Annotated in this window: 14 protein-coding genes and 1 pseudogene; 6 read left to right on the forward strand and 9 right to left on the reverse strand. The window is 43.8% G+C overall.

The window, feature by feature from the left end; genetic code table 11:
* Nucleotides 1-101 precede the first annotated feature (101 nt).
* Nucleotides 102-329 (forward strand): annotated as a pseudogene (locus P2A85_RS12820) (element excision factor XisH family protein); the annotation flags it as partial.
* Here P2A85_RS12820 and P2A85_RS12825 read toward each other — a convergent pair.
* Nucleotides 326-898, reverse strand: a complete 573-nt coding sequence (locus tag P2A85_RS12825) for a Uma2 family endonuclease (protein ID WP_377481470.1) — start codon at nucleotides 896-898, stop codon at nucleotides 326-328. The pseudogene P2A85_RS12820 and the gene P2A85_RS12825 sit on opposite strands and share 4 nt — an antisense overlap.
* 267 nt (nucleotides 899-1,165) lie before the next feature.
* Here P2A85_RS12825 and P2A85_RS12830 point away from each other — a divergent pair, with 267 nt between their 5' ends.
* The gene (locus P2A85_RS12830) at nucleotides 1,166-2,731 is read left to right on the forward strand and encodes a branched-chain amino acid ABC transporter permease (RefSeq protein WP_377480559.1); all 1,566 of its coding nucleotides are present in this window, start codon (nucleotides 1,166-1,168) and stop codon (nucleotides 2,729-2,731) included.
* Between the two features lie 213 nt (nucleotides 2,732-2,944).
* Here the strand turns inward: P2A85_RS12830 and P2A85_RS12835 are convergent, their stop codons facing one another.
* The 5 genes from P2A85_RS12835 to dpdE are packed head-to-tail and all read right to left on the reverse strand — an operon-like array spanning nucleotide 2,945 to nucleotide 13,563.
* On the reverse strand, nucleotides 2,945-3,652 hold the full coding sequence (locus P2A85_RS12835; protein ID WP_377480561.1) for a hypothetical protein: 708 nt from the start codon (nucleotides 3,650-3,652) through the stop codon (nucleotides 2,945-2,947).
* 5 nt (nucleotides 3,653-3,657) lie between these two features.
* Nucleotides 3,658-6,768, reverse strand: a complete 3,111-nt coding sequence (gene dpdH, locus P2A85_RS12840; protein WP_377480563.1) for a protein DpdH — start codon at nucleotides 6,766-6,768, stop codon at nucleotides 3,658-3,660.
* Complete coding sequence (gene dpdG, locus P2A85_RS12845) at nucleotides 6,765-7,652, reverse strand: protein DpdG (RefSeq protein ID WP_377480566.1); 888 nt, start codon at nucleotides 7,650-7,652, stop codon at nucleotides 6,765-6,767. The genes dpdH and dpdG overlap by 4 nt, the downstream gene beginning before the upstream one ends.
* Nucleotides 7,649-10,195 (reverse strand): protein DpdF, encoded by a 2,547-nt coding sequence (gene dpdF, locus P2A85_RS12850; RefSeq protein ID WP_377480569.1) that lies wholly within the window; start codon nucleotides 10,193-10,195, stop codon nucleotides 7,649-7,651. The genes dpdG and dpdF overlap by 4 nt, the downstream gene beginning before the upstream one ends.
* Nucleotides 10,195-13,563 (reverse strand): protein DpdE, encoded by a 3,369-nt coding sequence (dpdE, locus tag P2A85_RS12855; protein ID WP_377480572.1) that lies wholly within the window; start codon nucleotides 13,561-13,563, stop codon nucleotides 10,195-10,197. The genes dpdF and dpdE overlap by 1 nt, the downstream gene beginning before the upstream one ends.
* 295 nt (nucleotides 13,564-13,858) lie before the next feature.
* On the opposite strand from dpdE, the gene P2A85_RS12860 reads away from it, so the two are divergent.
* Nucleotides 13,859-14,638 carry an ABC transporter ATP-binding protein gene (locus P2A85_RS12860; protein WP_371122358.1) on the forward strand — a complete coding sequence of 260 codons (780 nt, stop codon included), beginning with the start codon at nucleotides 13,859-13,861 and terminating at the stop codon, nucleotides 14,636-14,638.
* Nucleotides 14,639-14,740: 102 nt separating this feature from the next.
* A complete protein-coding gene (locus tag P2A85_RS12865) occupies nucleotides 14,741-15,448 on the forward strand; it encodes an ABC transporter ATP-binding protein (protein WP_340522994.1) in 708 nt (235 codons plus the stop codon).
* 81 nt (nucleotides 15,449-15,529) lie between these two features.
* Here P2A85_RS12865 and P2A85_RS12870 read toward each other — a convergent pair whose 3' ends face one another.
* Nucleotides 15,530-21,016, reverse strand: a complete 5,487-nt coding sequence (locus P2A85_RS12870; protein WP_377480575.1) for a response regulator — start codon at nucleotides 21,014-21,016, stop codon at nucleotides 15,530-15,532.
* Between the two features lie 740 nt (nucleotides 21,017-21,756).
* Between P2A85_RS12870 and P2A85_RS12875 the strand changes: the two genes are divergently transcribed.
* Nucleotides 21,757-22,251, forward strand: coding sequence for a GAF domain-containing protein (locus P2A85_RS12875; RefSeq protein ID WP_340522990.1), 495 nt, complete (start codon nucleotides 21,757-21,759; stop codon nucleotides 22,249-22,251).
* A gap of 166 nt (nucleotides 22,252-22,417) precedes the next feature.
* Here P2A85_RS12875 and P2A85_RS12880 read toward each other — a convergent pair whose 3' ends face one another.
* On the reverse strand, nucleotides 22,418-23,869 hold the full coding sequence (locus P2A85_RS12880; protein ID WP_377480578.1) for an NAD(P)/FAD-dependent oxidoreductase: 1,452 nt from the start codon (nucleotides 23,867-23,869) through the stop codon (nucleotides 22,418-22,420).
* Nucleotides 23,870-23,986: 117 nt separating this feature from the next.
* On the reverse strand, nucleotides 23,987-25,036 hold the full coding sequence (locus P2A85_RS12885; protein ID WP_377480582.1) for a glycosyltransferase family 2 protein: 1,050 nt from the start codon (nucleotides 25,034-25,036) through the stop codon (nucleotides 23,987-23,989).
* A 489-nt stretch (nucleotides 25,037-25,525) separates the two neighbouring features.
* On the opposite strand from P2A85_RS12885, the gene P2A85_RS12890 reads away from it, so the two are divergent.
* Nucleotides 25,526-26,629 carry a glycosyltransferase family 2 protein gene (locus tag P2A85_RS12890; protein ID WP_377480585.1) on the forward strand — a complete coding sequence of 368 codons (1,104 nt, stop codon included), beginning with the start codon at nucleotides 25,526-25,528 and terminating at the stop codon, nucleotides 26,627-26,629.
* Nucleotides 26,630-26,725: the final 96 nt, after the last annotated feature.

Below are 26,725 nucleotides of genomic sequence, written 5' to 3' on the forward strand. Positions count from 1 at the left end.
GGGAACCGATATCCAGAGGCTCTGCCTCGCTTGGTAAAATTGGAGGCAGAGCCTCCGGATCTGCATTACCAGGCAGAGCCTGGTAACGAGTAGAATTTGGTTCGCGCGGTGTGTTTGTGGATTTGGGAGCTAAAAAGCTGCTAGCAGCCGAACGCGAAGGACAAAGAATTGCAGTTGAAATCAAAAGTTTTGTCGGCAAGTCTCCAGTCAAAGATTGGGAAAATGCGATCGGTCAATACACACTGTATTGTTTTGGCGTTTCATTCGCCGGAAGTACGCAAACATACTGGATTTGCGATCGCCTAAAAAATCGATCGCGATCGCATTAAATATTACCAGGTTTAAGCCAGCCAAAAACTTCGCCTAAAGTTAACTGCATTGGCGGCATAAATTCGGGAACCGGAAGTATATCTGTCGCTTCTTGCAAGGAAATCGGCTGCTGCTTTGCGGGATAAGCTAAGATGTTTTTCTCATCTGGATCGAGTAACCAACCCATCTGGCAACCGGCGTTCAAACAGTGCAAAATATTGTTGGTAACTTTGGTTTGGCTTTGGCCTGGGGACAAAATTTCGATCGTCCAGTCTGGGTGAGCATTAAATGTATTGGCAATTTCGCCGTCAGCATCTAGGGGAATGCGATTCCACACAAAAATCGCGACATCGGGAACAATCGAACGTCCCCCAAAGGTGCAACGAAGTTCTGGAAATGCCCAAGCAATCCGCTGAGGTTTGCCCACTGCATTAACTGTCGCGATCAGTTCTCCCTGAATTGTACTGTGTTTTCCTTTTGGCATAGGTTTTTCTAAAATAGCACCGTTGACGTACTCGCTAGCGGGTTTGGTTTCTGGCAGTTGCAAAAACTCGTCTAAGGTGATAGTTTTTTTTGGAGCTTGTACCATATCGCGATCGCCGGTTTGAAGTGTGTTGCGGTAATAGTCCCAGTATATTTCAATTTTCGTCGCTTTTGGTGCAACAATCGAACTCAAAAGACTTTAAACTGTACCTAGTCTCCCAGTTTCCAGACCAAGCAGTCTAGGGAATTGGTTGAGGCAGAAGTTGGCACAGCCCCCGTCAGTCGGATCTATACTGCAACTCTTAGCCTTCTTCTATTTGGCGCATGACTAATAACTACTGACTAATAACTAATGACTAATAACTAATGACTAATGACTAATAAAATAATCAAAGCAATTAAATCTAGTGGTCTTTTAGGGGCGATCGCCTCTTTGACAGTCCTCCTATTCGGCGGCTGGAGTGGAACTGTCATCGGCTGGCTGATGGGAACAGCCGCAGGCTTTATGGCTGGTCAAGAACAAAAGGCTTACAACCCGAAAATGGGTGCGATAATTGGCAGTTTAGCGGGCTTGGGCTTGGGAGTTTGGCTATTAGTTGCTAGCGTGGTAGAAGGGGTGGTAGTTAGACCTTTTTCTGGTCAATCTGCGGTGGATTTAGCGACTACTTTGCTTTATGGACTTTGCAGTTTGGCGATCGCAACTTTTACCGCTACATTAATGGGTGCTCTACAAGGTTTACCAAATGAACGTCAGCGATTGGCAACTTTGGTAACATTAGCTTTTATTCTAATTCTGTTTCCGTTCATTGATATTCAGGCTAAAACTGGTTGGATTGCGACTGTAGTACAGATTCAAATCTTTATTATGTTGGCGCTGGGTTTAAACATTACTGTGGGTTTTGCGGGGTTGTTGGATTTGGGATATGCGGCGTTTTTTGCGATCGGCGCTTACACCACGGCTTTGCTATCTTCTGGACAGGTAAATATTGCTTGGAATTTTTGGATAGTTTTGCCGATCGCCGCCGGTGTAGCTGGCATATCGGGCGTAATCCTGGGTATTCCGACACTGCGGCTCAAGGGCGATTATTTGGCAATTGTTACCCTCGGCTTTGGCGAAATTATCCCGGTTGTATTTAGGAATTTAACCGCGATTCGCATCGACGAACCAGTCTCAAAGATTGTGGCTTCGTTGTTGGGGAAACCAGAATTGGTGCTTTGTCTCGTTGGGTGCGATCGGCCTTTTAACCTCACCGGTGGCGAAGCAGGAATCAACCCGATCGGGCGTCCATCTCTCCCCATCATCGGCACTTTCAGCACCGGCAACTACTTTCCCTGGTACTACCTAATTTTACTATTAGTAGTCTTCTCATACTTTATGATTTCCCGACTCCGAGATTCCCGCCTAGGGAGGGCATGGAATGCCATGCGCGAAGATGAATTAGCGGCTAGTGCCATGGGCATTAACCTCGTCAAAACCAAACTTTCGGCTTTTGCGATGGGAGCAACCTTTTCGGGGTTTGCAGGCGCGTTTTACGCCGCATACATCAGCGCCATTTTTCCCAGCGTCTTCGATTTTTCAGTCTCCGTAATCATCCTGTGCATGGTAATTTTAGGAGGCTTGGGCAACATGACCGGGGTAATTTTGGGGGGTATCATTATCATGTCTGCCGATCGCCTCTATTTACCCCAACTAGCCCAAGTCCTTAAAGGTTTTCTGAATACTTTTGTACTACCCAGGATTGCAATCCCCCAGTTAGCAGACTTTCTCGCCACCAGTTTAGACCCGATTCAAATGCGTTTATTTCTATTTGGTCTAACTCTAGTTGTCATGATGATTGTCCGCCCCGAAGGACTAATTCCAGATAAAATTCATCAAGCAGAACTGCATGAGGATGCTGAGGCTAGCAATGAATCTTTAGCAGATGCGAGAAGTCAATAATAGTAGAGGGAAATAAGCGATGAGTAATGTAACTGGTACTGCTTTTGTTGTGGCAGAATTTAGAGCAGAATAAAATGCAGTAGGGTGCGTCAGTCAAGAGATTTGACTCAACTCAAATAATATTCTGCTGACGCACCTTACCAAACTTTGTCTGTACGCTATAAAATGCAGGAGGGTGCCTCAGTGATTTCTTGGACAATCGCAAACCATTTATTAAGTCAATCGAATTCGCAAACAATCAATCAGATTATGTTTAGTCAACCAATCTTCTACCTCTGGCGTTAAAAGACTCCGGGTAGCACCCTCATTAGCAGCAACTCTCAGAAAATTCAGCACTGCTTCAGGAACTTCATCAGCATCTAGGCGATCCCAGCACTGCTTTAATTGCTCAATTAGCCGATCGACTTTATCAAAATCCTCACTGCTTTGGGGAATTGAGTTAGACTCCCGAATTTGCACATCTAAATTTCTAATGCTTTGGACAGTTGGCTTAAATGCCGAAACTTTATCCAATAAATTTAGGATTTCATTATTAGTGCTGGGCATTTTTTGACTTCGGTAGACCAGCCAAGATTGATTCAATTGCTCTTTCAGAGAATTTTGTAATTGCTCTATCCTAGAAGTGAAATTCTTTTTGTTAAAATTTTCATTTGGTATAATCCATTCAGGATTTTTTTTAAATTCTGCCTCAACATTAGCAATAAATGTCAGCAGAATCTCAGCCTTTTGAGTTAAATGAAAATTGGTAATTCCTTTTTGATGAAAAGCTCTCAAACATTGAACGAGAGGTAGAGTTCCAGCGACAGCTTGCTCGATTTGTTGTTGTCGAGATTGAAAGCCTTCAAGATTGGTTGCATACCTCTGAAGATTAATTTTATTTTGAGATAACTCAATCAGTTGAGTGGATTTTTCGAGAAGCATATTATCTATCCTTTAATTTCAGTAATTAGATTTCGCAGTTTAGCCAATCCATCTTCAATAGCTCTATGGCAAGATTCTACTGTTGCACCACCAGACACTTCTAATTCCTCAATTCGGTTATTAACCTCGATTAGAGAATTATCAAGAAAATTGTTAGTGTTTCCCAGAAATTCCGAACCCTCAATCATTGCTTTTTGATGATTTTCACTGACATCTTTAAGCAGCTTGCTCGGTTTACTATCTGGGTTATCTTTCTCAGCTTGCACGCGCTTCATTGTTCCCAAATAGCTAGAAAGCTTAACACGATTAAACTGTTCCAACACAGATTTTAGCTCATCGACACTCTTTCTGCCTCCTCGAAATACACCAGCTTCTTGCGAGCTATCGATCGCCCGCTTTACTAAATCGGTAACATCTTTTTTCTTGATGTCTTCCCCTAATTCAGCTACTAGATAATTGTAAACAGCAAGTTGGCGATCGCACTCTTCTTGAATCGCTTTTTCTAGCAGTTCATCCGCAGCTTGACGCGCTTTATCGATTTCGGGAAACTTCTCTCGAACATCTGGCGGAATTTCACATTGAGGTTGCCAAGATTTGCTAACCTGTTTCAATGGGTCTAGGATTTGTACAACATCAATAATCTGAAATTGTTTAGAACTTCCTTTTGTGCAAGCTGTGCGACTGGTAACAATTTGTAGTAAAGCTTCGCGGTGTTTTTGCAAGCTATTAAATAGCTTTTTCCAGGTAGCTGAACGATTTTCTAAATCTTTGGCTTCTAAATCCAGAAACAAACTATTAATCAAATCTTCCATCGAATTTGTAGAATGTCCGGCCATTGTTGCGGCGATCGCCAGTAGCTCAACTGCCGCAGGGACAGGGTTCCAGGGTTCCCCAGATTCGCGGGGATACAGGCGAATCTGGTCAACAACATATTGACTCCATTTTTCCAGTTGTTTGGCGTAGGTGCGAAAGTAGCGATCGCCATCGTGGAACTTCCAATGCTTGTAATGGTTGTACTGCAAAATTGCTTGGAAGGCGATCGCCGTTTCCCGAAACTCATCTGCATCGTCAGGATTCAGAGGAAGAGATAGTTTAACTCCAGAAATCGTCTCCCTCGTCACTTTTGGACTAAAAAAAGTAATATTTCTGCTTTTAAAATATGTCGTCCCACTACTAGAAAAAACCCCCTTAAGCAGCATTTCCGTGTCCCATTCGATCCGCTCGCCGATAGCTGAGTAAATCAACGGCCGCAGTTCCCCAGCGATATCTTGCGGGAGAATTTCTTGATTGTTCCACCTATCAAGAATTTCTTTTTGCCTAGTCAGCTTGTCGGGAACTTGTCCGGCTGCTGTCAGATTTTTTTTAGTTTGAGATTGTGACTCAACTTGATACTTACTAACAGAAGACCTAGACTCTTTAGCACCCGAAACTGATGATGATTTTTTTGTAGGCTGAACCTTCACGCCCAGCGCCGGAATATCAAATGCAGAGTGAACTTCTGGGTGCAGATCGCAAAGCTCATTACTATCCGTCCACCAATCGAGAAGAATCTGGCGGCGATCGCAATTTTGTGGGTCTTTGGCTTTAATATCTTTCTGAAACATTGTATCCAGCAACCTATTGCCAAAGTGTTCCCGCACAGAAATAGCAGGAAAATTTCCCTGCTCAATATCAGAAATAGAATTTTCTAGCGTCCACTTAAGAACATCTTTAATCAAAATCCGAGGGTTAAAATTGCCGGGATTGACTTTAGCAAGCATTTGTTCTAATCCTTCAGGCGTAAAAGGATACAAACCAAAACCGTCTGCTTCTGCAAAACCCGCATGACAAGCTAGTTTGTGTTCGCATTCATTGCAAGCACTAGGTAGAGATTCTCGATCCGAATCTTCGCGATTGCGAGAGTCAGCCCACCAATTTTGAATTGTTTTATCCTCCAAACGCACCGCGTTGAGATATCGACCCACAAATTGTTTGATATCTGCATAATTCACTAAAGATTGTTCGCCAACTGTGCCAAGGTCAAGATTAACGCTAAAAGTAATCCGCTGTTTTACAGTATCTAACCTCAGACTGTCAAAATAGCCCGTAGTACAAGCTAGCGCCGTTCGGATCGCGCACAAATGTTTGCCACCCGCTTGTTGAGGTTGCGCTAAAACAGCTTCTAAAACTTCGCGATCGATGCCTTGCAATTTAGCAAAATCTTCAATCAGCAAAACTAACTCTATTCCTTGTTGGGCTAAAGTTTCGCGAACTTCCCCCATCAATCTTTGTAAATCTGCGCGCCCCAGGCTCAAAACCTGAGCTATGGCTTCATCTAAATGTCGGTTCAACCAATGTACAGTTGCCATTTGAGTATCCTCATCGCCGATGAGTAAGCTATAAAAATCCCGCGCAGACTGCCCAGCTTTTTGCAAGTTTAAAACATTGAGAGGCAAGTCATTTAGCGAAAAATGCCGTCGTTCTTCCACAACTTCTACCGTATCTCGCTGTCCGAGAATGTGGATAACCAATTGATGGATAATACCTCCATCCTTTAGCCAGTATTCTTTTCGGAAAAATGGATCGTATAGGAAAGAATCCACAGCACCAACTAGGTAATTTTCCACATCCGACAGTTTTGTGCGATCGCCCCGACCGTTTGGGCCAACAGCAGCCGCAAGCTGATTCAGAAGTTGTTCCCGCGCTTGGGCTTCTGTCAAGCTGCTAGTGGCTCGATTTAAACGCTGCCGGTATTCATCAAAACTTGCTCCTGGCATCCCTTCTAATATTAAACTGAGAATATCTTTGAGATTCGTTCCTATTTTGGGTATGAGCAAAACTCGGCGCTTTTGGGTCGATTCAATATTCGCAGCTAGCCAGCGAATCAGGTGAGATTTTCCCGTCCCCGAACTGCCTAAAACTGGCACGAAAGCGAAATCTTGTTCAGCGAGAAAGTCTTTCAGAAATTGTTCCTCACTGTAGGTAACACGCGACGGTGCATCGATAAGTTCCTGGCGGTACATGGCGATCGGATGGTGAGTTGCCACAAATATACTATCTGGAGTTTGGGTAGCCTCCACACCCATCACGCGGCGAACGCGATCGACATCCCAGCAAACAAATTTTGTAAATGTCATAGTTCTACTTCCGTCCAAATAATATGAGAAAATCCTTCTTCATTTCCTACTCCGGGAAAGATGAATAAATCTGCATCAGACTCTTTTTTAAGCTGGATGCAACCATCATCCTGAAGGCGAAATAAAGCAAAAGCCGTGCTAGTTGATAAGTGATTTGGTAAGCGATCACCAATTTTTTCTTCTACCTGTTCTCGAAATTTTCCAGTTTCAAACAGAGGACATTTTTTAGCAAGGCGATCGAGAAAATCTCGAATTGAAAGTTTAGCTTTTGCTTCTCCTTGAAATAAATCCTTTAAATTTCGTCTGAGATAAGCAGTTGGCTCAGCCACAACAAGTCTTTTGTTTGAATCTGAAGCATGACCCCAAGCAAACCCTAAATAACACATCCAGTCCTCGACTTGACCAAACAAACTATTGCTGGATATTTTCAAATCTAAAGACTCAGCAACTCTCTGTTCGGCGACGCGCTGTTCTACTTCTTGCCATGTACCGGGAGCATCATAAATATCCTGTGCTAAATACCATGCTATTAACCGACCTAAATCTTCTTCATCTTCGTTATCAGAAGCAAACAATAGCTGTACCAGCGTATCGGGTAACAATTTATCACCCATTTTAGGATGTCGAGATGCTTCGGGAAGGTCAAAATTTATAGCAATATCATCATTGTCTGCGATTAATAAGCGACATTTTATGCTTTCTCGCAGTGCAGCATCAAACATCGGATGTTCGGCACTTTTGTTTCTCCCTTCTGACAATTCATGTGGAGAAAGTAGCCGAGTGAGTTTTTCCTTGTTTTCGCGCTGTTTGGGTGCTTCAAGTAAATATCTAAATATTCCTCGCATTCGGCTAGGAGTAGCCAAAGCAGTTTTTAAGACGCTCATAAATTAACCTCCCTGCAAAAGTGGTCAAACATAAAAAATTTCCCATAAAAAATATCAATCAGCTTGCGGTCATCGCGGCTCGGATCGGGTGTATCGACAGGAAGCACGATAATCAGCGGAGCTTGAGAAGTTCTGTTGAGTGACAGATAGTTGTGAGGGATAGTCTTTCCGGGCGGATGAAAGATAAGGGTGGGAATGGGCGGCATCAGCAGAGGCTCGTATTTTTGAAACAAAAATATACAAGCATCGGCTATCCGATTTGTTTCTTCAATCAATATACTCGGAAATTCATCAGAAACCACCAGATTATTAATTCCCTGCTCGATTAACCAGTTAAAAAGTTTAGGGCTTTTGAGTTTCCAGCTTTGAGCTTCAAGAGACTCATAGAAAACTAGCATTAATTTATTTCCTCCTAGCAATCGTTTTAGTTTTTCACCTACAAAAAAATTCGGTTTTTGCCATACAGGTAATGGCGCGGGCATAATTCCCGAAAACTCTGGTTCCCTGTTTTTTCTGCAAACAGGACATCCACCGCAAGCGGGAGAAACTCTGACCAGTTTTCTCGGTTCTGGCATTACACGGGCGGGAATAGTGTAAGCTTCAGCAAAGATTTCGGAAATACAGCGTTTCGGCCGTAAAACCTCGCGCATCAATTGCAGGTTTTTATAGCTCCAGTTTTGGCGCTGTTGGCGAATTGGCTCTACTTTATGTTCCCAAGTTTGACGATTCAGATGCGATTCATCTCGGATGCGGATGAACCGGGACTCTCTGTGCAGTTCCCAAGCTTCGTTATAAGCTGCTTCCGATTTAAAATTTCTTCTTCGCGGCGGTTCATCGGCATCAATATCGATTAAACCCGATCGACTCATCAGCGTTAAAGTGCGGATATTCCAAGCCTGATTTTGTTGGCTGTTCATGTCAATGTCTCCTGGTTGTAAGGATGGAGGAATATTGACGGGAACGCGAAACCGCCCATCGGGGAGAATTTCTTTCCTCAAAAACATACTTTCCCACCGCTGAAAACCCCGATCGATCGTAATGGCAGATTTGTCATTAAGCGATTTGGCAATCTCTAAGTCTTCATTGGTGTGTAAGGTGAGCGAGATTGCTGCCTTGCCGTCTCGACCTCCTCGACCCACTTCTTGATAGAAACGATCGATCGTTTCTGGAATGCAAACATGAATTACTGCCCGAATATCTGACTGATCCACACCCAATCCAAAAGCAGAAGTAGCAACAACTATATCAACTCGTCTCTCGCGCAAGTTTTGAATCAGTTGAGAGCGTTCTAGCGAGCTCGATTCTCCCGTCATAATGGCACACCGTTGGAATCCAGCACGCAATAAATCCTGTTTCCATCGCCTGACATCTTCGCGTTTTGTGGCGTAAACAATCAGAGGGCGGGGAAGATGATAAACTGCTTCAATTAATCGCTGTTTCCTGACTTCTTCACTTTGACACCAAGCAAACCAGTAGGACGGTTCCGGTCGCAACTGTACGGCAGATATCACTTGAAAAGGGCCGGGTTTCCCAAATAAAGTTTCCAGGGTATCTAAACAGGATTCTGTTAAGGTGGCAGTCAGCAATAAAGTTGTAAAAGAAGTTAAGCGCAACAAATCTCTTCGCAAACCTGGGAGTTCTTGAAAAGCGGGACGGAATTCATCGCCCCACTGTTCGACGATATGCGCTTCATCTATTACGAAATACCGCAGCATTTCTGATTTGGCGGCTTCGTAAAGAGCCGGTGCCAGAGAATTCATCAAGCTTTCGGGTGATGTGAAAACGATTCGCTGAGTGCCGTTGCGAATGCGATCGCGAATTTCTTGCCGTCTCTCTTGTTCTTGCCCAAACTCGTCGCCATAATAGGCAGTGGCATGGTTAACAAAACGTTTCAAAGCTCGTTCTTGGTCAAGGGCTAGTGCTGTAGTTGGTACTACAACAACTGTTACACCAGCATTTTGCGATCGCACCAGCGCCGGCAGTTGAGCGCAAAGACTTTTCCCCGATCCAGTAGGCAGATTAATCGCTAGTGTCGAATTGTCAGGAGCAGTTAAAACAGCACGAATTGCCTCGCGCTGTCCCACACTCCGGTAATTTTTCCTATCCACCAATTCCAGAAACGGATCTCCCTCTACTGGCTCGTAATTGCGGCGTTTTTTCTCATCAAATACGGGTTTATCTGGGGGATATTGTGCGGAAAAATCTAGCCAATCAGGCTGCCAAGGGTGAGCGCTAATCAGATAGTAATCCGCACCTTCGATCAAAATATCGATACCGCTTTGTTGCCACATTTCGCGATCGGGAAAAAGAGAAGTCCGAGGTATTTTCAAAGTTGGGGGTATCCCGCCCTTTTGCTCGTATTCTCGCCGCAGAACCTGACGGATCAGAGCCGCAATATCTCCCATTCCCGGCGCATAAGAAGTTCCCGCAGCATCCAAAGTTTCCAGCAAGCGCCTGTAACCGGCTTCTGAAAACGGACTTGTATCGGCAGGAATCTTACCTGTTTGGAGGATTTCTCTGAGCTTTTGAAAAGAATCAGCCATCACTCATCTCCCCCTTCCTGAGATTCAACCGGAGGTCGCCCAGAAACAACAATGAATCCTACAGAATCAAGCTTGGTTCGGGGATAGCGAATCCCTTCTAACATAGCTTGACTTAAAGCAGTTTCTATGTTAAGTTCCTCGGTTAGTAAAGAATGCGAAGTTTGTTCGCTTTCAGCCATTCGGTTGAGGCGCAGTCGCAGTTGGTCTAGTCTATTTCCTAGTTTCTGGTGGGCGATTCGGGCGCGCTGTTCGCAGAGCGAGATGAAAAAAGTGCGATCGCGCAACAGTATTTCCGAAGTCTCACGCGCCTGACTGCACAAATCAGGCCACTTACTCTCATCAACAAACTCATTGAGAACCGATAATCGACTTTTTGCTAAATTATAATCTCGGCATGGATGAGAACTTTTACCCTTGTACGAACCTTGCAGAATCTTCAAAACAGCTTCATCTTCAACAATGCTCATTGGTTCGTAGCGAGTATCAATAAAAATTGTCTCTACGATCGGAGGAAATAACGCATCAGCGCGCCGTTTCACAGATACAAATCTACTTCGATCCAGCTCAAAATCTGTTAAAACTTGCTGGGCTAATTCCAAATCAGCCTCGACTACATAATTAAAGCGAAAACCGAACCATTCCATCCCTTCTCCAGCATCCCAAGATCGATCGCACCGCCACATCGCAAAGGATTGACCTCGGTCATCCCAATGAATGTAAGATGCTAGCGCTTCCACAAATCCTTCCCCAATACGGTAGAGATTGACACCAGGATGTTGAGTTGATATTCTCCGGTTATAAGTACCAGATAGTTTTCCACAATCAGCAAAGTGAGTTCTTAGATCGTGAATGGGAATTAAAGTGCGCGCCGTATGTTTATAATGCTGCACTTTTGCTAAATTCATATCGTCAATTGCCTTGAATTGTAGCGCTTGACAAATCCAGTCTTCAGTTGCTCGTTGGATTTCCTGATGGCGTGCGTCACAATCATCTAAAGCTTGAAAATATTCGGTAGCATTTTCATCCTGAGCATCAATTTCATCTAAAGCATTTTGTTCGCTAATTTTCACTTGTTCCTCAGCGATTCCTTCCCGGATTGAATCGAGTTTTTCTAATAGTCCGCTAGCACCAGATTGAAACAGTCCTGTTTCCAGTTCCGGCAGTTTTTCATCTACATAAAACTGAAGGCTGGCAATTGATTGATGAAAAATGCCGAAACCATCTTTTAAGAATTCATACCAAGCACTGTGAGGGCTATCCTCTAAGTCTGAGCCTGCGAATACTGTAAATTGAACATTTAAAGGGCGACCGATACGATCGATCCTACCAATCCTTTGTTCTAAACGATTTGGCGACCACGGAAGATCGAAATTAATCATCCAGTTCACAAATTGGAAGTTGCGGCCTTCTTCACCAGAGGCATCGCACACTAGGATAAAACAATTGGGGTCCTTTTTAAAGCCATCGAGGTTTTTTTCAACATCAGAGCGTTTCATCCCTAATTGATGGCTAGCTACAGTTCCGCTACCGAAAGTACCTGATAAGCACCGGACAATCTCAGCGCCGGTTTGAATAAAACTGGTAAAAATGATAACTTTTGGTAGGGTATCTCCCGGTATCGGGCGACGAATTCGCTGCTGCACCTGTTCCAGCAATCTATCAAGGTTGCTGCGATAAGATTGAAGTTTCAAACATTCTGACAGATGAGAAAGTAGAACAATCTTGAGTAATTCGATGCGATCGCCTTCTTCAGAAGGTTCTTGAGTAATTTGCAGCAAAGATTGCAGGATTTCTGCTTCTCCTGAAAACTTGGGAGTTTCAGTCAAAATTCGGGCGCTATCAATCCCAAATTCCTGAATGATGCTAGCATGGGAGATAGAATTTAAACGGACTTCAACTACCTGTTGTAAGATTCCCAGCCAAGTACCAGCAGCACGGAATAAAAGCAGAAAAATGTGCTGATATTGTTGTTCATTAGGAGCGACTGTGCGCCATTCATCAATTAGTTCGTGAATTTGGGGCGATCGCTCATCTAAGTCATACTCTAATTTTGGCGTAACATTTCGGTCAAAAATTACATCTTCCACCGCAGCGCGACGGTTGCGGAGCATTCGACGGTGTAACCGATAGGTGTCGCTGATGTGGGTGCGAATCGATCGCACAATTCGATCTCGATCGGCCGGGAGTGTTTCTGGAGAAACCAAACAATTTTGTAATTCCTCTACGAGATTTAGCAGATATTTATCTTCAGCAAAAAGGTTTCGCAGTTGGTTGAGGTTAGTTTTAAGCACAAACGGATTTGCTTTCTCTTTAAATGAGAGTAAAACTCGACCAATTTGTTGGCGGTTTTTCACCCTCGCACGAAAACCTTCTAAATCATCAAGTTGATAAGTGATTGGATCGAGTAAGTGCAGCATCGCCAGGAAATCTTGCTCGTGATTGAGAACGGGAGTTGCAGATAATAGAAGTAGGCGATCGCTTTTGTGAGCGAGGTGTTTGCAAGTTTGGAAACGCCTGCGCTTTATCGAATCTGAAGAGGTAGCCATTGCTGCAATATGATGTGCTTCATCTAAAATCAGGAAGCCCAAATCCGCATTCGGGCTGACTCGATCGACATCCTCTACTGCAAGTACCTGGACACGATTGTCCAAGTCAGAGAGATAGAATTTATGTTCTAATTCTTGAAGCCACTGTTCCCGCAGGTATTGCGGTACAAGCACCACTGCACGTCCCTGCGGTTCATCGAGGAGATACTGGCGAAGAATAGCACCTGCTTCGATCGTCTTTCCCAGTCCAACTTCATCAGCTAAGAGATAGCGTTGAATCGGGTCTTCGAGTACGCGGCGGACAACTTCAACTTGATGGGGATAAAGGTCAATATTAGCAGAAATCAGTCCTGTCATCCCGCGACTGACAGCGCGTTGTTGGATGAGACACTGGACAAAAGCTAAACGTCGATCGTGAAAGTAGGGCGTTTCCTGACCTTTCATCGCTAGAGTTTCGATGGGCTCGTCGATGGGTAGGTTGCAGCGAACGTAAATTTCCTGTTCAGGCACTAATGCTATCTTTTTATCTGGTAGATCGATGCGATACTGACCTTTTTCTTCATCCCAATCAAAAATTCGGCCAATTATCCATGTATCCAGGCTTTCTGGCTGGATGTAGCATCGTGTCTGAGGCGGGAGTTGAACTCTATAAAGCGAAGTTAAGGGTAAGATTTTTTCTAGGCGTTGCCCAATCGAGCAGAAGTATTCAACCGTTGCCGTAGAATAAGATAGCTCGGTAACTTTTCCGATTCCTAAGTCGTTGTTTGGCAAGTTTTCTGCGGAGACGCTTCGCGATCGCACCAGCAAACCAAGCTTCATCATAATTCCGGCCTCAACACTACCCCTTACTAGAGTAGCCGATCGCCCCCGACAAAATATCAGTGTAATTTAATTTTCCAGTCTTTTTGTCCTTCAACTGAAGGGGGAACCTTAAACCGAAACGCAGTGATGAAGCTTAGCCCAAGACTTTCTGTAACGAATTCCGACCCCCAAATCTTTCCGTGTCCTAACGACCATCCCACCACAGCCAAGCTGACGCAATTTAACATATCGAATTTGGTATTATATAGAATCGGCTCTCTAACAGCTTAACCAATATTATAAATATAGAACAAAAATGTCATTATTAGAAGCACAACAACTTACCATGCGATTCGGTGGCTTGACTGCCGTAAATCAGGTCAGCTTAACTTTGGAAAAAGGATCGATCGCCAGTTTGATCGGCCCCAACGGTGCAGGTAAAACCACATTTTTTAATATGCTGACGGGCATTTATAAACCAAGTGCGGGCCAGTTGGTACTGGAAAATAAAAATATTACAGGTTTACCGCCCGATCGCCTGACAACTTTTGGCATTGCTAGAACCTTTCAAAATATCCGTTTGTTTAACAACATGACTGTTTTGGATAATGTGCTAGTAGGTAGACACTGCCGCTTAAAAACAGGTTTATTGGGTGCAATTCTCCGCCCTCCCACTGTGACTTTGGAGGAACGGGAAGCTAAGAAAAAAGCCTTGACGATGCTAGAATTTGTCGGTTTAGGTGCTGCGAAAGCCCCGGAGTTGGCAAAAAACCTTTCCTACGGCGACCAGCGTAGATTGGAAATTGCCAGGGCTTTGGCATCGGACCCGAAAGTTTTGCTTTTAGATGAACCGACTGCGGGGATGAATCCGAACGAAACAGCCGATTTAACTCGCTTTATTTACCGGATTCGGGATGAGTTGGATTTGAGTATTTTGCTAATTGAACATGATATGAAAGTGGTGATGGGCATTAGCGATCGCGTCAGTGTTATGGAATATGGCACTAAAATTGCCGAGGGAACTCCCGATGAAGTTCGCGCTAATCCTCGCGTGATTGAGGCATATTTGGGAAAAGAAGAAGATGCCAACGGGTAGCGCCCTTCACTTTACCCGATCGATATTTGAGCTCGTTCCTCAACTTTTTATTTAACTTCAAACTCAGATAATATAACGAAGGACAAAGCAGAAAGAGTAATTATGTTGGAAATCAAAGACATTCACACCTACTACGGAAATATTCACGCCCTCAAAGGAGTATCGCTAACAGTCTCTCAGGGAGAAGTTGTGACATTAATCGGTAGCAATGGGGCTGGGAAAACTACAACTCTCCGCACGATTCAAGGGCTGCTGCGTCCACGCCAAGGTACTGTGTTATTTGAAGGGAAGCCTTTGGAATCGCTGTCTACAGAGGCGATCGTCCGTTTGGGTATTTCTCAAAGTCCCGAAGGGCGGCTGATTTTCCCGCGCATGACAGTACAAGAAAACCTAGAAATGGGTGCTTATCTCCGTAATGATACTCTCGGTATTAAATCAGACATGGAAAAAGCATTAAATTTATTTCCCCGTTTGCGAGAAAGAATTAGTCAAAAAGGCGGTACTCTTAGCGGTGGTGAACAGCAAATGTTGGCGATCGGTCGCGCTTTGATGTCCCGCCCCCGTCTGTTATTATTGGATGAGCCGAGTATGGGACTCGCACCGATGTTAGTTAGTCAAATTTTTGCGATCGTCCGCGATATTAATGCTCAAGGTACAACTATTTTACTCGTAGAACAAAACGCCCGTATGGCTTTAAGTGTAGCTCATCGCGGTTATGTTATTCAAACAGGTCAAGTTGTAGTCGCCGGTACTGCTAGCGATTTGCAGTCAAATGAAACTGTCCGCAAAGCATATTTAGGTGAAAGTTAAATAGTTATATTGGTTATTTGTTATTTGTTATTTGTTATTGGTAATTGGTTCTTTAACAAATAACCAATTACTAATAATCAATTACCCAATGGGCGATCGCAATTTCCGCCTCTCCAACTCCCGTTCAAAAGCCACGCGCACCTTTTCCCACTCCACTTCCGCTTCAAACAGCCAATCGCTGGCTATTCCAACATCAAAAGTCTGGCTCCCTCCCGACTCAACCGCCGCACGACTAATAGACTCCAACTCCTTACAAACTTCCGAAAAAGACACCGCTCCCAAATTAGCGCTACTGGATTTTAGAGTGTGAGAAGCCAGCTTCAAACTGTCAGCATCGCCACGAAAAATCGCCTCTTTCATTGCTTCTAAATGTCGCGGTACATCTAACAAATAGATATTAATTAAATCTGCCAAAAAGTTGGGGTCATCATCATCATCTAGTTCGCTGAGATTTTGTAAAATTTGAAAATCTATCGGCGAAACATTTTCTGTTTTAACAATAGAAGAACCAGTCCCATAGCCCCTTTCTGATTTGCTAGGAACAGTGCCATTTTGGGAATCATTAACCCCAGTCACTCCATCCAGATTGAAAGGTTGACATTTACTCAGGGCGATCGCCAACTCTTCCCGACGGACAGGTTTAGTAATATAATCATCCATCCCCGCTGCCATACATTTTTCGCGATCGCCCTGCATCGCATTAGCAGTCATGGCAATAATTCTCGGCTTTTTGTGAGCCGGAAATTCCCGACAGATATGGCGCGTCGCTTCCAATCCGTCCATTTCCGGCATCTGCACATCCATGAGCACAACATCGTAAGATTGTCGCTTCAGAATCTCCAAAACCTGCAACCCATTACCAGCAATATCAGCCCGATATCCTATCCTATCGAGCAAATGTATCGCTACTTTTTGATTCACCACATTATCCTCTGCCAGCAAAATCCGAATCGGAGCTCTCTTGTCTCCATCCGGGGAGGAAATCGCCCCCTGTCTCAACACCACAGGAGTTGGCTGCACGCGCTGTTGTGTCTGGGAATTTTCAAAATACTGCAATCTTGAAGTCAAAGTCGCCACACTTGAAACATCCCCCCGGCTATTTCTGGCAGTAACATAGCCAAAAACTTGCACCAAAACATTATAAAACTGAGACTGTTTCAGAGGCTTAGTTAAAAAAGCTGCAAAATGCACTTCTGTAGTTTCAAGTTTTTTCCAAACTTCCGCCTTACTCAAATAAGTAAATAGCACCAAAGGCAGTGGAGTTTTGTGATTACTTTGAATATTTATCCCATTCCTATCTAGGCCTTCACTGTCGGCCAAAAAATTGTGCATTTCAAGTTTCCGAATTTCCACAGCCAAGGCAACACCATCCATATCTGATAAATTCATTGCCAAAATAGCCAAATCTATCTCGGAATTGTGTTGAATTATTTCCAACGCCTCAGCGGCAGAATTTGCCGTCACGGGTATCATGCCCCAAGACTCAGCCTGGGCAATCAAAACTTGCCGATTAATTTCATGATTTTCCACAATTAACAGACGTTTCCCTATCACAAAATCCGGCTGTTTTTCCTCCGCACTACCTTCGATCGCTTCCGCCATCAGCGTAAAATAAAAAATGGAGCCGGTTCCCGATATCGACGGCTCTACAAATTCCGCAGGCGCTTGTCCCACCACACTTTTTCTCAACTCAGGCAGTGATGTTTGGAAATTACTATTTGGCCTAGATACCTGACTAAAAACCCACATTTTACCAGACATCATATCGCTAAGGCGCTGACTGATTGCCAGTCCCAAACCAGTACCCCCGTATTGTCGAGTAGTTGAAGCATCGACTTGTGAAAAAGCTTTAAACAGCCGATCCATCCGGTCTGGTGGAATGCCTATTCCCGTATCTTGGACAGCGAATTGAATTTCGTATTGTTTATTAACTGTTAAGTCTTCCGGGTTAATTACGAACTGTTCTTGTTCTAAACTCTTTTCATCTAAGGGCGAATTTCCCGCAGCACAGGGATGAATTTCTCTAGCGGTACAACGTACTACTATTTCTCCTGATTCGGTAAATTTAACGGCATTACCTAACAAATTCACTAAGATTTGGCGCAGTCTCGTGACATCGCCTAAAATCTTTTTAGGAACTGAAGAGTCGATCAAGTAAGCTAATTCTAAGCCTTTTTCCGAAGCTTTCGGGGCGAGCAATTCTAGAGATTCTTCTATACAGTTTTGTAATTCAAAAGGATGTTTTTCTAAATCTAATTTACCCGATTCTATTTTGGAAAAATCGAGGATGTCGTTAATAATAGTCAGTAAAGCATCGCCACTACTGCGAATCGTTTCGACAAAATCCCGCTGTTCAGGAGTCAGCGCCATGTCTAGCAGCAAACCAGTCATGCCAATTACTGCATTCATGGGAGTGCGGATTTCGTGACTCATGGTAGCTAAAAATTCGCTCTTGGCTTGGTTAGCAACTTCCGCTGCTTGTCGGGCTTGATCTAAAGCTTCATTTTGCTCTGCCAGTTGCTGCTGTCGCTCAACTTCTGTTTCTAAAAGCTTTGCTTGAGCTAAAGTAATGCCGACTTGAGCGGCAACATCTTCTAAAAGTTCTATTTCGTCTGGATTCCATTGACGAGTTGCATCGCACTGGTGCAAAGTAATAATTCCGTTGGGTTTGTTTTGATAGGAAGTGCGAACTGCTAACATCGATTTCAGTCCGATGCGGCGACACATGGGTACTGAGGATTCGAGCAAAGGATCGGCAAACACATCGGGAGATGCTAGGGCTACATCTTCCGAAAGTAGTTTTTCGGTATAGGGGTTGTAAGTTACAGAGAGTTCTAAATCTAAAGCTGATTCGTAGGCTGGTTCTAAGTATTCTGCGACGCAAGGAAGGTGGGGATAGGGTTCGACTAGATAGGTGTGAATTGTACAGCGATTGACACCAAATACGCGGCCGATTTGGGTGGCGGTTGTTTGGACAATTTCTTGGGTATCTAAGGTCGATCGCACTTTTTGAGTGATTTGTTTGAGCAACAAAACCCGCTGGTATTGTCGCTGCAAAGTTAGCTCTCGTTCCTCGCGAGCAATTTCCGAGCCGATGTAATTCCCCATCAACTTTAAGATTTCTAAATTGAGGGGTTTTATAGGAGGTTTAGCGGTGCGGGATGTAAAGCTCAAGGTGCCAAAAACTCGGCCGCCTACCATTACCCGCGTACCCATAAATGCCTCCAGCCGACGCACTGTGTAAGCCGGGTGGTGTCGCCACTGAGTAGTACCCGCGGATTCGATGGAAATAGGTTCTGACGATCGCAACACTTCTCGTTCAAAAGTTCTACTTAAAGCAAAACCGTCTCCTTTAGCAAATCCGAAGGGAAAATCTTCTGGTAAATAAGCCGCCATCACTTCGTAGCGATCGCCCAAAACCCGTCCCAACAGCCCAATATCCATGCCAAACTGACTGCAACCCATTGCCAGCAGCCTCGCCGTGCGCTCATCAAAGGAGCCTTGAGAGCTCACCATTACCTCGTAGAGCGCTCGAATTGCCCTTTCACTTTCCCGCAGTTCCTCAACCCCTTCGACACGGCGGCTGACATCATGCAAAGTCCCCAAAATTCCAACAATTTCACCTTCGGAATTCAGTCTCGCCTGGGCAAATATTTCCACTGAAATAAAGCCGGAACAACTTTTATTGTCTAACTCATCAAAACCGATAGGATACCTTTTCAAAAATTGCACTTCGCGCCGATGAAATTCTGACTTGCGCGCCACCAAAGAATCGAATAATTTGGCACACTGCTGTCGCTCATTGATGTGTATCCAATCTAAAAAATGAGTTTGTAAACTTTCTGCCACTGAATAACCAGTCATGTCCGTCCAAGCACGGCTCAGAAATGTCCAAACCCCTCGCACATCCATCTGAAAAATTACAGTTGCTTTCAGAGAGTCAAATATTTCTGATTGCTGCTGCTCGCTTTCGCGGAGTTTTACCTCTAACTCCTTCTTTTGAGTAATATCTGTATGAGTTCCGACCATCCGCAGTGGTTTTCCCTCAGCATTTCGCAAAACTTGACCCCGGTTGAGCACCCAAATAATGCTACCGTCTTTGGATTGCATCCGGTATTCTGTTACAAACTCCGCTGTTTTTCCTGCTAGGTGATCTTCTACAACTGCTTTGACTAAATCCAGATCTTCGGCGTGAATTCGGCTCCACCATTCGGAACTTCGGTGGTCGATTTCACTCTCAGAGTAACCCAGCATTTCTTTCCAGCGATCGGAATAAAAACAATCATCAGTTTCAATATTCCAATTCCAAATCCCTTGATTGTTGATTTGAAGCGCCAGATTTGCTAGGTCGGAACTTTTTTGAGAGATTTGTTCAATTTCTTGGCGATGCACCGCCGCCATTTTTATTTGTGCAGATAGTTTTTTATATTGGGTGCTGGTAGATTCTAGCTGGCGCTGCAAAGCGATTAAACCCGAATAGAGAGATTTTGAATCCAGGGCTTGCAATAGGATGGTTTTAGGATTAACAATACCGATCGGGTGACTATTTTCGTTGACAACTAATAAAGGCAGTTGGCAGTAGGTTTTTTGCAAAAGACCGATGGCTGTTTCCAGAGTTTGGTAAGGCCGTATCAGGGCTGGCGGGCTGCTGCAAACCGTTCCCGCTTTAGTTTGGTTAGAGTCTATTCCCAGTGCTTGCAACAGCACAATATCGCGGGTACTGACCACCCCAAGCAGCTTGTTGTTGGTAAATTTTGAATTCTGAGTCGTCCCCGTCGCATTTTGTTCAGCGGTTTCGGTGATCAATACATAGTTAACATTGTTTCTGAACATCAGTTGCGCCAAGTAACGAACTGAAGCACTAGCCGGAGCATGAATAATCCGGGAGGCAGCGATGCGAGGGATTTGATAAAGTTTGATTGAGTTAGCTGGCAACTCTAATTTCGGATGCAAACTTGGCGCTGGCGGAGGGGGTGTCAATACCGTTTGAGGTGAGGAAACGCTACTAACTGCTTTTTTTTTCGAGTTCCCAGCATCCTGTAACATTTGTAGCAAGCTTTGAGTGCTAATGATACCGACAAGTTCGTCAACTTCGCTGACGATGGGCAAGTGGCCTATTTGGTTTTTTTCCAGCAGACTTCCCAAGGCAAAAATGTCGGTAATTTGCGATTCTCTGGCTACAGTTACCGTTCTGATCATAATTTGTTCGATCGCAAATCCTTTCAAAGACGCCCCGATCGAATTTAGCTGTACAATATCTCGTTCTGTGATGATACCCAGCACGGGGCCATCAGCCGGATAGCTTGGTTTTGAGCTGTTGAGACTCCGCCCATTTAAATCTGAGTGTACCGGACGCGGTACGGTATCGTAAAAACCTAAATTTTTCCTTGCTGGTGCTGCATTCGGGTCTGTCCAAGTTTCTCGTTGAAAATTCCCGTGCTGTTCTAGCACTAGCACGTAACTCGCCCCTGTGCGACTCATCAGTTCGATCGCCTCTTCTATGGGTGTCTGAGGCGTTACAATGAGGGGATTGCGGTTAATTACCTGATTGAGGGAGGGAATAAACATCAGGGGGCATAGGAGTGATATTGGTTACAAAACCGCGACATCGTAAAGGTTCAGATATTTGGCCGCCACCAATAGATGCTGACGGCTCTGGTAGTCGGGGTAATTGTCAGGATTTTGGCATCATAAACTTATGCGGTAACACTAGACCCAAAATCTCCGATTTTTTTGATTATAAGCCACACTACCAATTGTCTTAACTTTATTTAATCTTCCTTTTGACTCTATCAAAGATTATACTAGAGGACTGTACTTGGCTGGTTAACTCTCTCACTTTTTTCTGGACCATACCGTAATTACTCTCACCTAGGGAAGGGAACTCCCTGGACTTGTGTGAGAGGTCTGACACCTCAATACTCAGAATTCACCAGGCATGGTCTGGCGATCGCCACCGGACGGATTTAAGTATTTGTACCGTAAAATAAGCATCACTAAGTAACCTGGAGCAAAGCAATAACAGAAGTAATATCACTATTTTAAATTTTTCAATAAATCGCCTCAATTTTCATCATTTTTTTGATAAAAAATGGCATCAAAATTTATAGCCAAGTCTAACTTAGGGGTGTAGTTATTAAGTTTACAGAAGTTGTATTTCTTCAAGTTAAACAAGCTTGAGGAAAGGTTATTTACGAAATTTACACTAAAATTTATCACCAAATCCCCATCACTATACAGCCGAGCGCGATCGCAGCAAAATTTAGGTACGCTATCCTGTAATTGTACTTGTCTAAACCATTGATACCATGTCTGTCGATCGCCTGCAAAAAATTGTTGATAGCTTGACAGTTCGTCTCAAGCGCGATGTATTAGTTGAAAAATCCCTATACGAAATTCGAGAAGTCTTACAAAGCGATCGCGCCGTACTCTACTATTTTTACAGACAGTGGCATGGTCAAGTTACCTGCGAGATGTTAAGTGCGATCGAACTGTCAATTTTAGGTTCCACCGGGCCTAGTGACTGTTTTAACGGCGAATATGCTACTTTGTACCAAGGGGGTAGAGTCAGAGGAATTACAGATATTGAACTAGAACCAATTCACGAATGTCACCGAGATTTTCTGCGTAGCCTGAAGGTGCGCGCTAATTTAGCAGTGCCAATTTTAACGGCGAAGGGGCTTTGGGGACTGTTAATTGCTCATCAGTGCAGCGGGCCACGCACTTGGTCGCGATCGGATATTGAATTCATGCAGACACAAGCACAAAATATAGCCATGTCTCCCACAATTCAAAATAGCTAAACATCACACCAATCAACCCTAATTCTTCAATCTCCATGGGCTGCTGAATCGTGATGCGCTCTTTGATAGCGAACGCAAGTTTAGATTATGTTTGGGTGATGATAGTTGAGCGATCGCCCCTACACCAAAAATGAGCGATCGCCTCCGCAGTCACCATTACCAAATCTCAACTAGACTGCGAAATCAAATCCGAATCCTTTTTTTCCTTCGAGCGATCGACTGAAAAATCTTCATAGTACGAGCGTTCAGTATTCACATCCCACAAATCGTGCTTTTCCCCCAGAATATTTCTCACCGCCAATATCCCCGTTAGCATAGAATGGTCTTGATTGTTGTATCGGTGCATACCATTGCGCCCGATCGTCTGCAAATTCTCAATTCCCTTCAAAAAACCTTCCAGAACCTGCAAGTGTCCCCGATATTCGCCATCATAAACTGGATAAGCTTTGAGTTGCCTGATCACAACTCCATCCTCAACATCCGCAGATTTTGCTAAACCCAAACCAACCAACTCGCGACTTGCCAATTCCACAAGTTCCGCGTCCGACATTTCCCAAATCTCGTCACCTACACTACAGAAATATTCCATTCCCAAACAACTTTTGCTAGCGTCTGGAACTAAAGCAGCACTCCAATTCTTGAAATTTTGAATTCGCCCCACCTTAACTTCGGGAGAGTGAATATAAATCCAGTTGTCGGGAAACAAATCCTTGCGATCGACAATCAGCGATACAATCAAAAAATCTCGATATTTGAGCGATCGCGCCGCGTGCAAAACCTCTGGTGGCGGCGGCGGCTCCATTCTGGCTACCAGCGCCGATATCGGCATACTCGTCACAAAATTATCCGCCGAAAATTGCACTAACTCGCCATTATGTTCAGCAGTAATACTTTTAATTTTATTTCCTTCACGCTGCAAGCTAATGACTTTAGTATCCAGGTAAACTTTACCCTCTTTATTTTCCACAGCTTCCGCGAACTTTTCCCACATCATCCCCGGCCCCAAAGCCGGATAATCAAACTCTTTAATTAATGTTTTAGTATCATTGCTACCAAACAAAGCATTAATAATTGCTGTCTTCAATGACAATCCTTTAATTCGCTGTGCAGCCCAATCTGCTTGAATTTCCGAACAGGGAATTCCCCAAACTTTTTCAGTGTAAGTTTTGAAAAATGTTTTGTATAGTCGTTCTCCAAAACGATTAATCACCCACTGTTCAAAAGTTTTTTCTTCAGGAAGTGGCTGCATTCTCACTTTCAGATAGCTCAACAAAATCCGCATACTTTCAAATATGCCCAAATTAAATAGAGTATTGAAGGCACTTATCGGATAATCAAAAAAACGACCTCGATAATAAATTCTGGACAATCGTGGCACTTTGATAAAATCATTACCCAGCACCTCTTGCCACAACTGCTGCACAGCAGCAACTTTAGTATAAAAGCGGTGGCCACCAATGTCGAAACGATAGCCCTTATAAGTTTCGGTGCGAGCTATTCCCCCAACTTTATCACCTTTTTCTAATACCACAGGGATGATACCCTGCTTGACTAGCTCGTAGGCTGCGGTCAAACCGGCAGGTCCAGCACCGACGATCGCAACAGGATAATGTTTCACACTTGCCTACCTCTAGTTTTTTATATGACTATCTAATGCTGTTATAACTTGTGAACTTAGTAGATGCACCCGTGAATACCCTGAGACCTGCTCGATCGATTCAAACATTTACCTTCTTCAGTTAGTCTTGAGCGGTAGAGCAGATACTGGCAAGCTAACCTTGACAGTCAAGGGCTTTTTTTGGGACAACACATGGCGAGCAGTGCCGATCGCAAAGCCTAGTCCGCTGTAAAAGTAGTAAAGCCAGTGCCAAGGAATTGTTTTCAGAGCGAAAATCATACCATGTTTCCGCCAAAAAAAGCCGTAAAGCGGAGCATTAATTACTACCAGCGGTACAGCCAGCAAGCTAGCCAATATCAGACAGCCGATCGACCACCAAGTTCCCAAAAATGAGAGTAGCATTGCATAAGTTAAAACTATGCTGAGGCGGCTCGAAACTTGCAAGTTGAGGTCATTGTTCAATTTGCGATCGCGCCAAATCAACTCAGTCCAAGGCAATGCTCGGTAGAAAAAATCAGCTCTCAGTAACGAAATAGGTTCCCACCGTTTTAAGTGTTTCACCTGTAATGTTTTACATAACCTAATTCTGTAACCTGCTTGTTTCAAACGGTAGCCTAGTTCAATATCTTCGATCGAAGGTCGGCGATAACTTTCATTAAAGCCACCCATCTGCAAAAAGATTTCCCGGCGGATCAATCCACAAGCACCCCAAAAAGTCGAAGCTTCTTCATTACCTGTTTGGTGGACGTAGTGGTGCATCAGATTTCTATATTGCGACAAAAAACCTGGATCTCCAGGAGCATCGTCGTAAGAACCAATTGCCGCAGCTAAATAAGGGTTATTTTTGAACACCGAAATCGCGTAGCCTATAGCTTCGGGACAAACAGCCACATCAGCATCCACGAAAAATAGAATATCTCCCTTCGCAGCCTGAGCTCCCAAATTCCTTGCCCGCGCAGGGCCACCGGATTCTGGAATTCTGATTAATTTAGCACCAAATTCCTTTGCCAAACGCCAGGAACCATCGCTGTCCCCATCTGCTACTACAATAATCTCCATCGGTCTCGGTACAGCTCGATCCAGTTTTGACAAACAGGTGCGGAAGTAAGCACCCCCGTTGTGGACTGGGATAATCACGGATACAGTTGGTTCAGAAGTATAAATCATCACCTAATTTCTTTAATTTTCCTAGCAAAAACTTCGGTTAATTTTACAGATGCTACTTTACACAGGATAAAGGCAGCTTGTCTATTTAATCGCTAGCTAGGTACTAGCTCTACTTTTTACTCAACAACCCGATCTTTGTTTCTATTCAACGGCATTTTTTTCTGGGGTCTGTCGCTGCTTTTTCCCCAATTTCTACCCGTATTTTACGCCGGATTTGGCGCACACTGGTAGTATAAAAGCAACAGCTTTACAAAATCTTTAAAAATACCATGGATTTGTGTAAAGCTGATGACAAGCACGCTCCACCCTCTTCTGTGACTGTGTTGACAGACACCAAATTGCGATGGCGAACTCCTTTCGAGGTATAAAGAAGCACATATACTTGAGATGCTTTTCGACAGTGTACGATCGACCTGTAGTCCTTTCCTAACATACCATTAGCTCAGCCTTTTCGATCCACAATTTTACCAAAACCAGTTTAGACCATATATGAACATTTCCCACAACGATTTAGATTTGCCTTTAATTTCCGTCATCATACCTGCTTACAACGCTGAAAATTTTATTGCCAAAACACTCTTATCTGTATCATCTCAAACTTATCAAAACCTAGAAATATTAGTTGTTAACGATGGGTCTACAGACACCACCGCAGACATAATCAAATCTTTCGCCAAAAAAGATAAGCGAGTTATCCTATTGGAACAATCAAATGCAGGCGTAGCCGTCGCGCGCAACCTCGCCATTGAAAAATCTAGAGGCGAATATATTGCTCCCATCGATGCCGACGATATTTGGTATCCTCAAAACCTAGAAAAACAATTAGACTGCTTAATGAAATCAGAGCCATCCGTAGGAGTAGTCTATTCGTGGTCCCTTGATATCAACGAACAAGACTTACTCACAGGTGGATTTTACAACTCTATGGTAGAAGGAGAAGTTTACACAGCTTTAGTTTATAAATATTTTATGGGTAATGCGAGTTCATGTCTGATCCGCCGGATTTGTTTCGAGAAAGTCGGCGGTTACAATCGCCAATTGAAAACCAAAAATGCCCAAGGCTGCGAAGACTTGGAACTTTTTCTCCGCATCGCCGAACATTATCAATTTAAAGTAGTACCAGAATTTTTAGTTGGCTACCGACAAATTTCCAGCAGTATGTCTTGTAACTATGCAGCAATGGCAAAATCTCACTCTCTAATTATGGCAGATGTGCACGAGCGGCATCCTGAAATTCCTGCCAAGATTTATGGCTGGTCAAACAGCAGTTTTTATATTTACAATTTAGCAGTAAAAAGCAACCGTAACGGCAACCATTTGAGTACATTGTTTTGGCTATATCGAGCTTTTAAAGAAGATTTATTCATGACTCTTTTGCGTCACAATTTTTATATTTTATCTCTGGAAAGTATCGGAAAAATTCTAGTTAAACCATTTACTACATCTGGGTTAGAGTTTAAACAACAATTGCCCTCAAGTGAAGGAACAACAATGGCCACCGTCAACCGCCGAACCATGATTCATAAAATGCTCCCATCTCAGGTATACGAACGAATCAGACTCAATATTTTAGTAAATCAAGGCGGCAAATAAACCAACATCAAAAAACCAGATTTTAGCAATAAACCTGGTCTTTGATGTCATCTATAGAATCAGGTTAAACAAAAGAAAATATATTTTCCTGATTCC

Origin of the sequence: Microcoleus anatoxicus (genome assembly GCF_042465725.1) — a bacterium.
In the GTDB taxonomy this organism is placed as follows: Bacteria; Cyanobacteriota; Cyanobacteriia; order Cyanobacteriales; family Microcoleaceae; genus Microcoleus; species Microcoleus anatoxicus.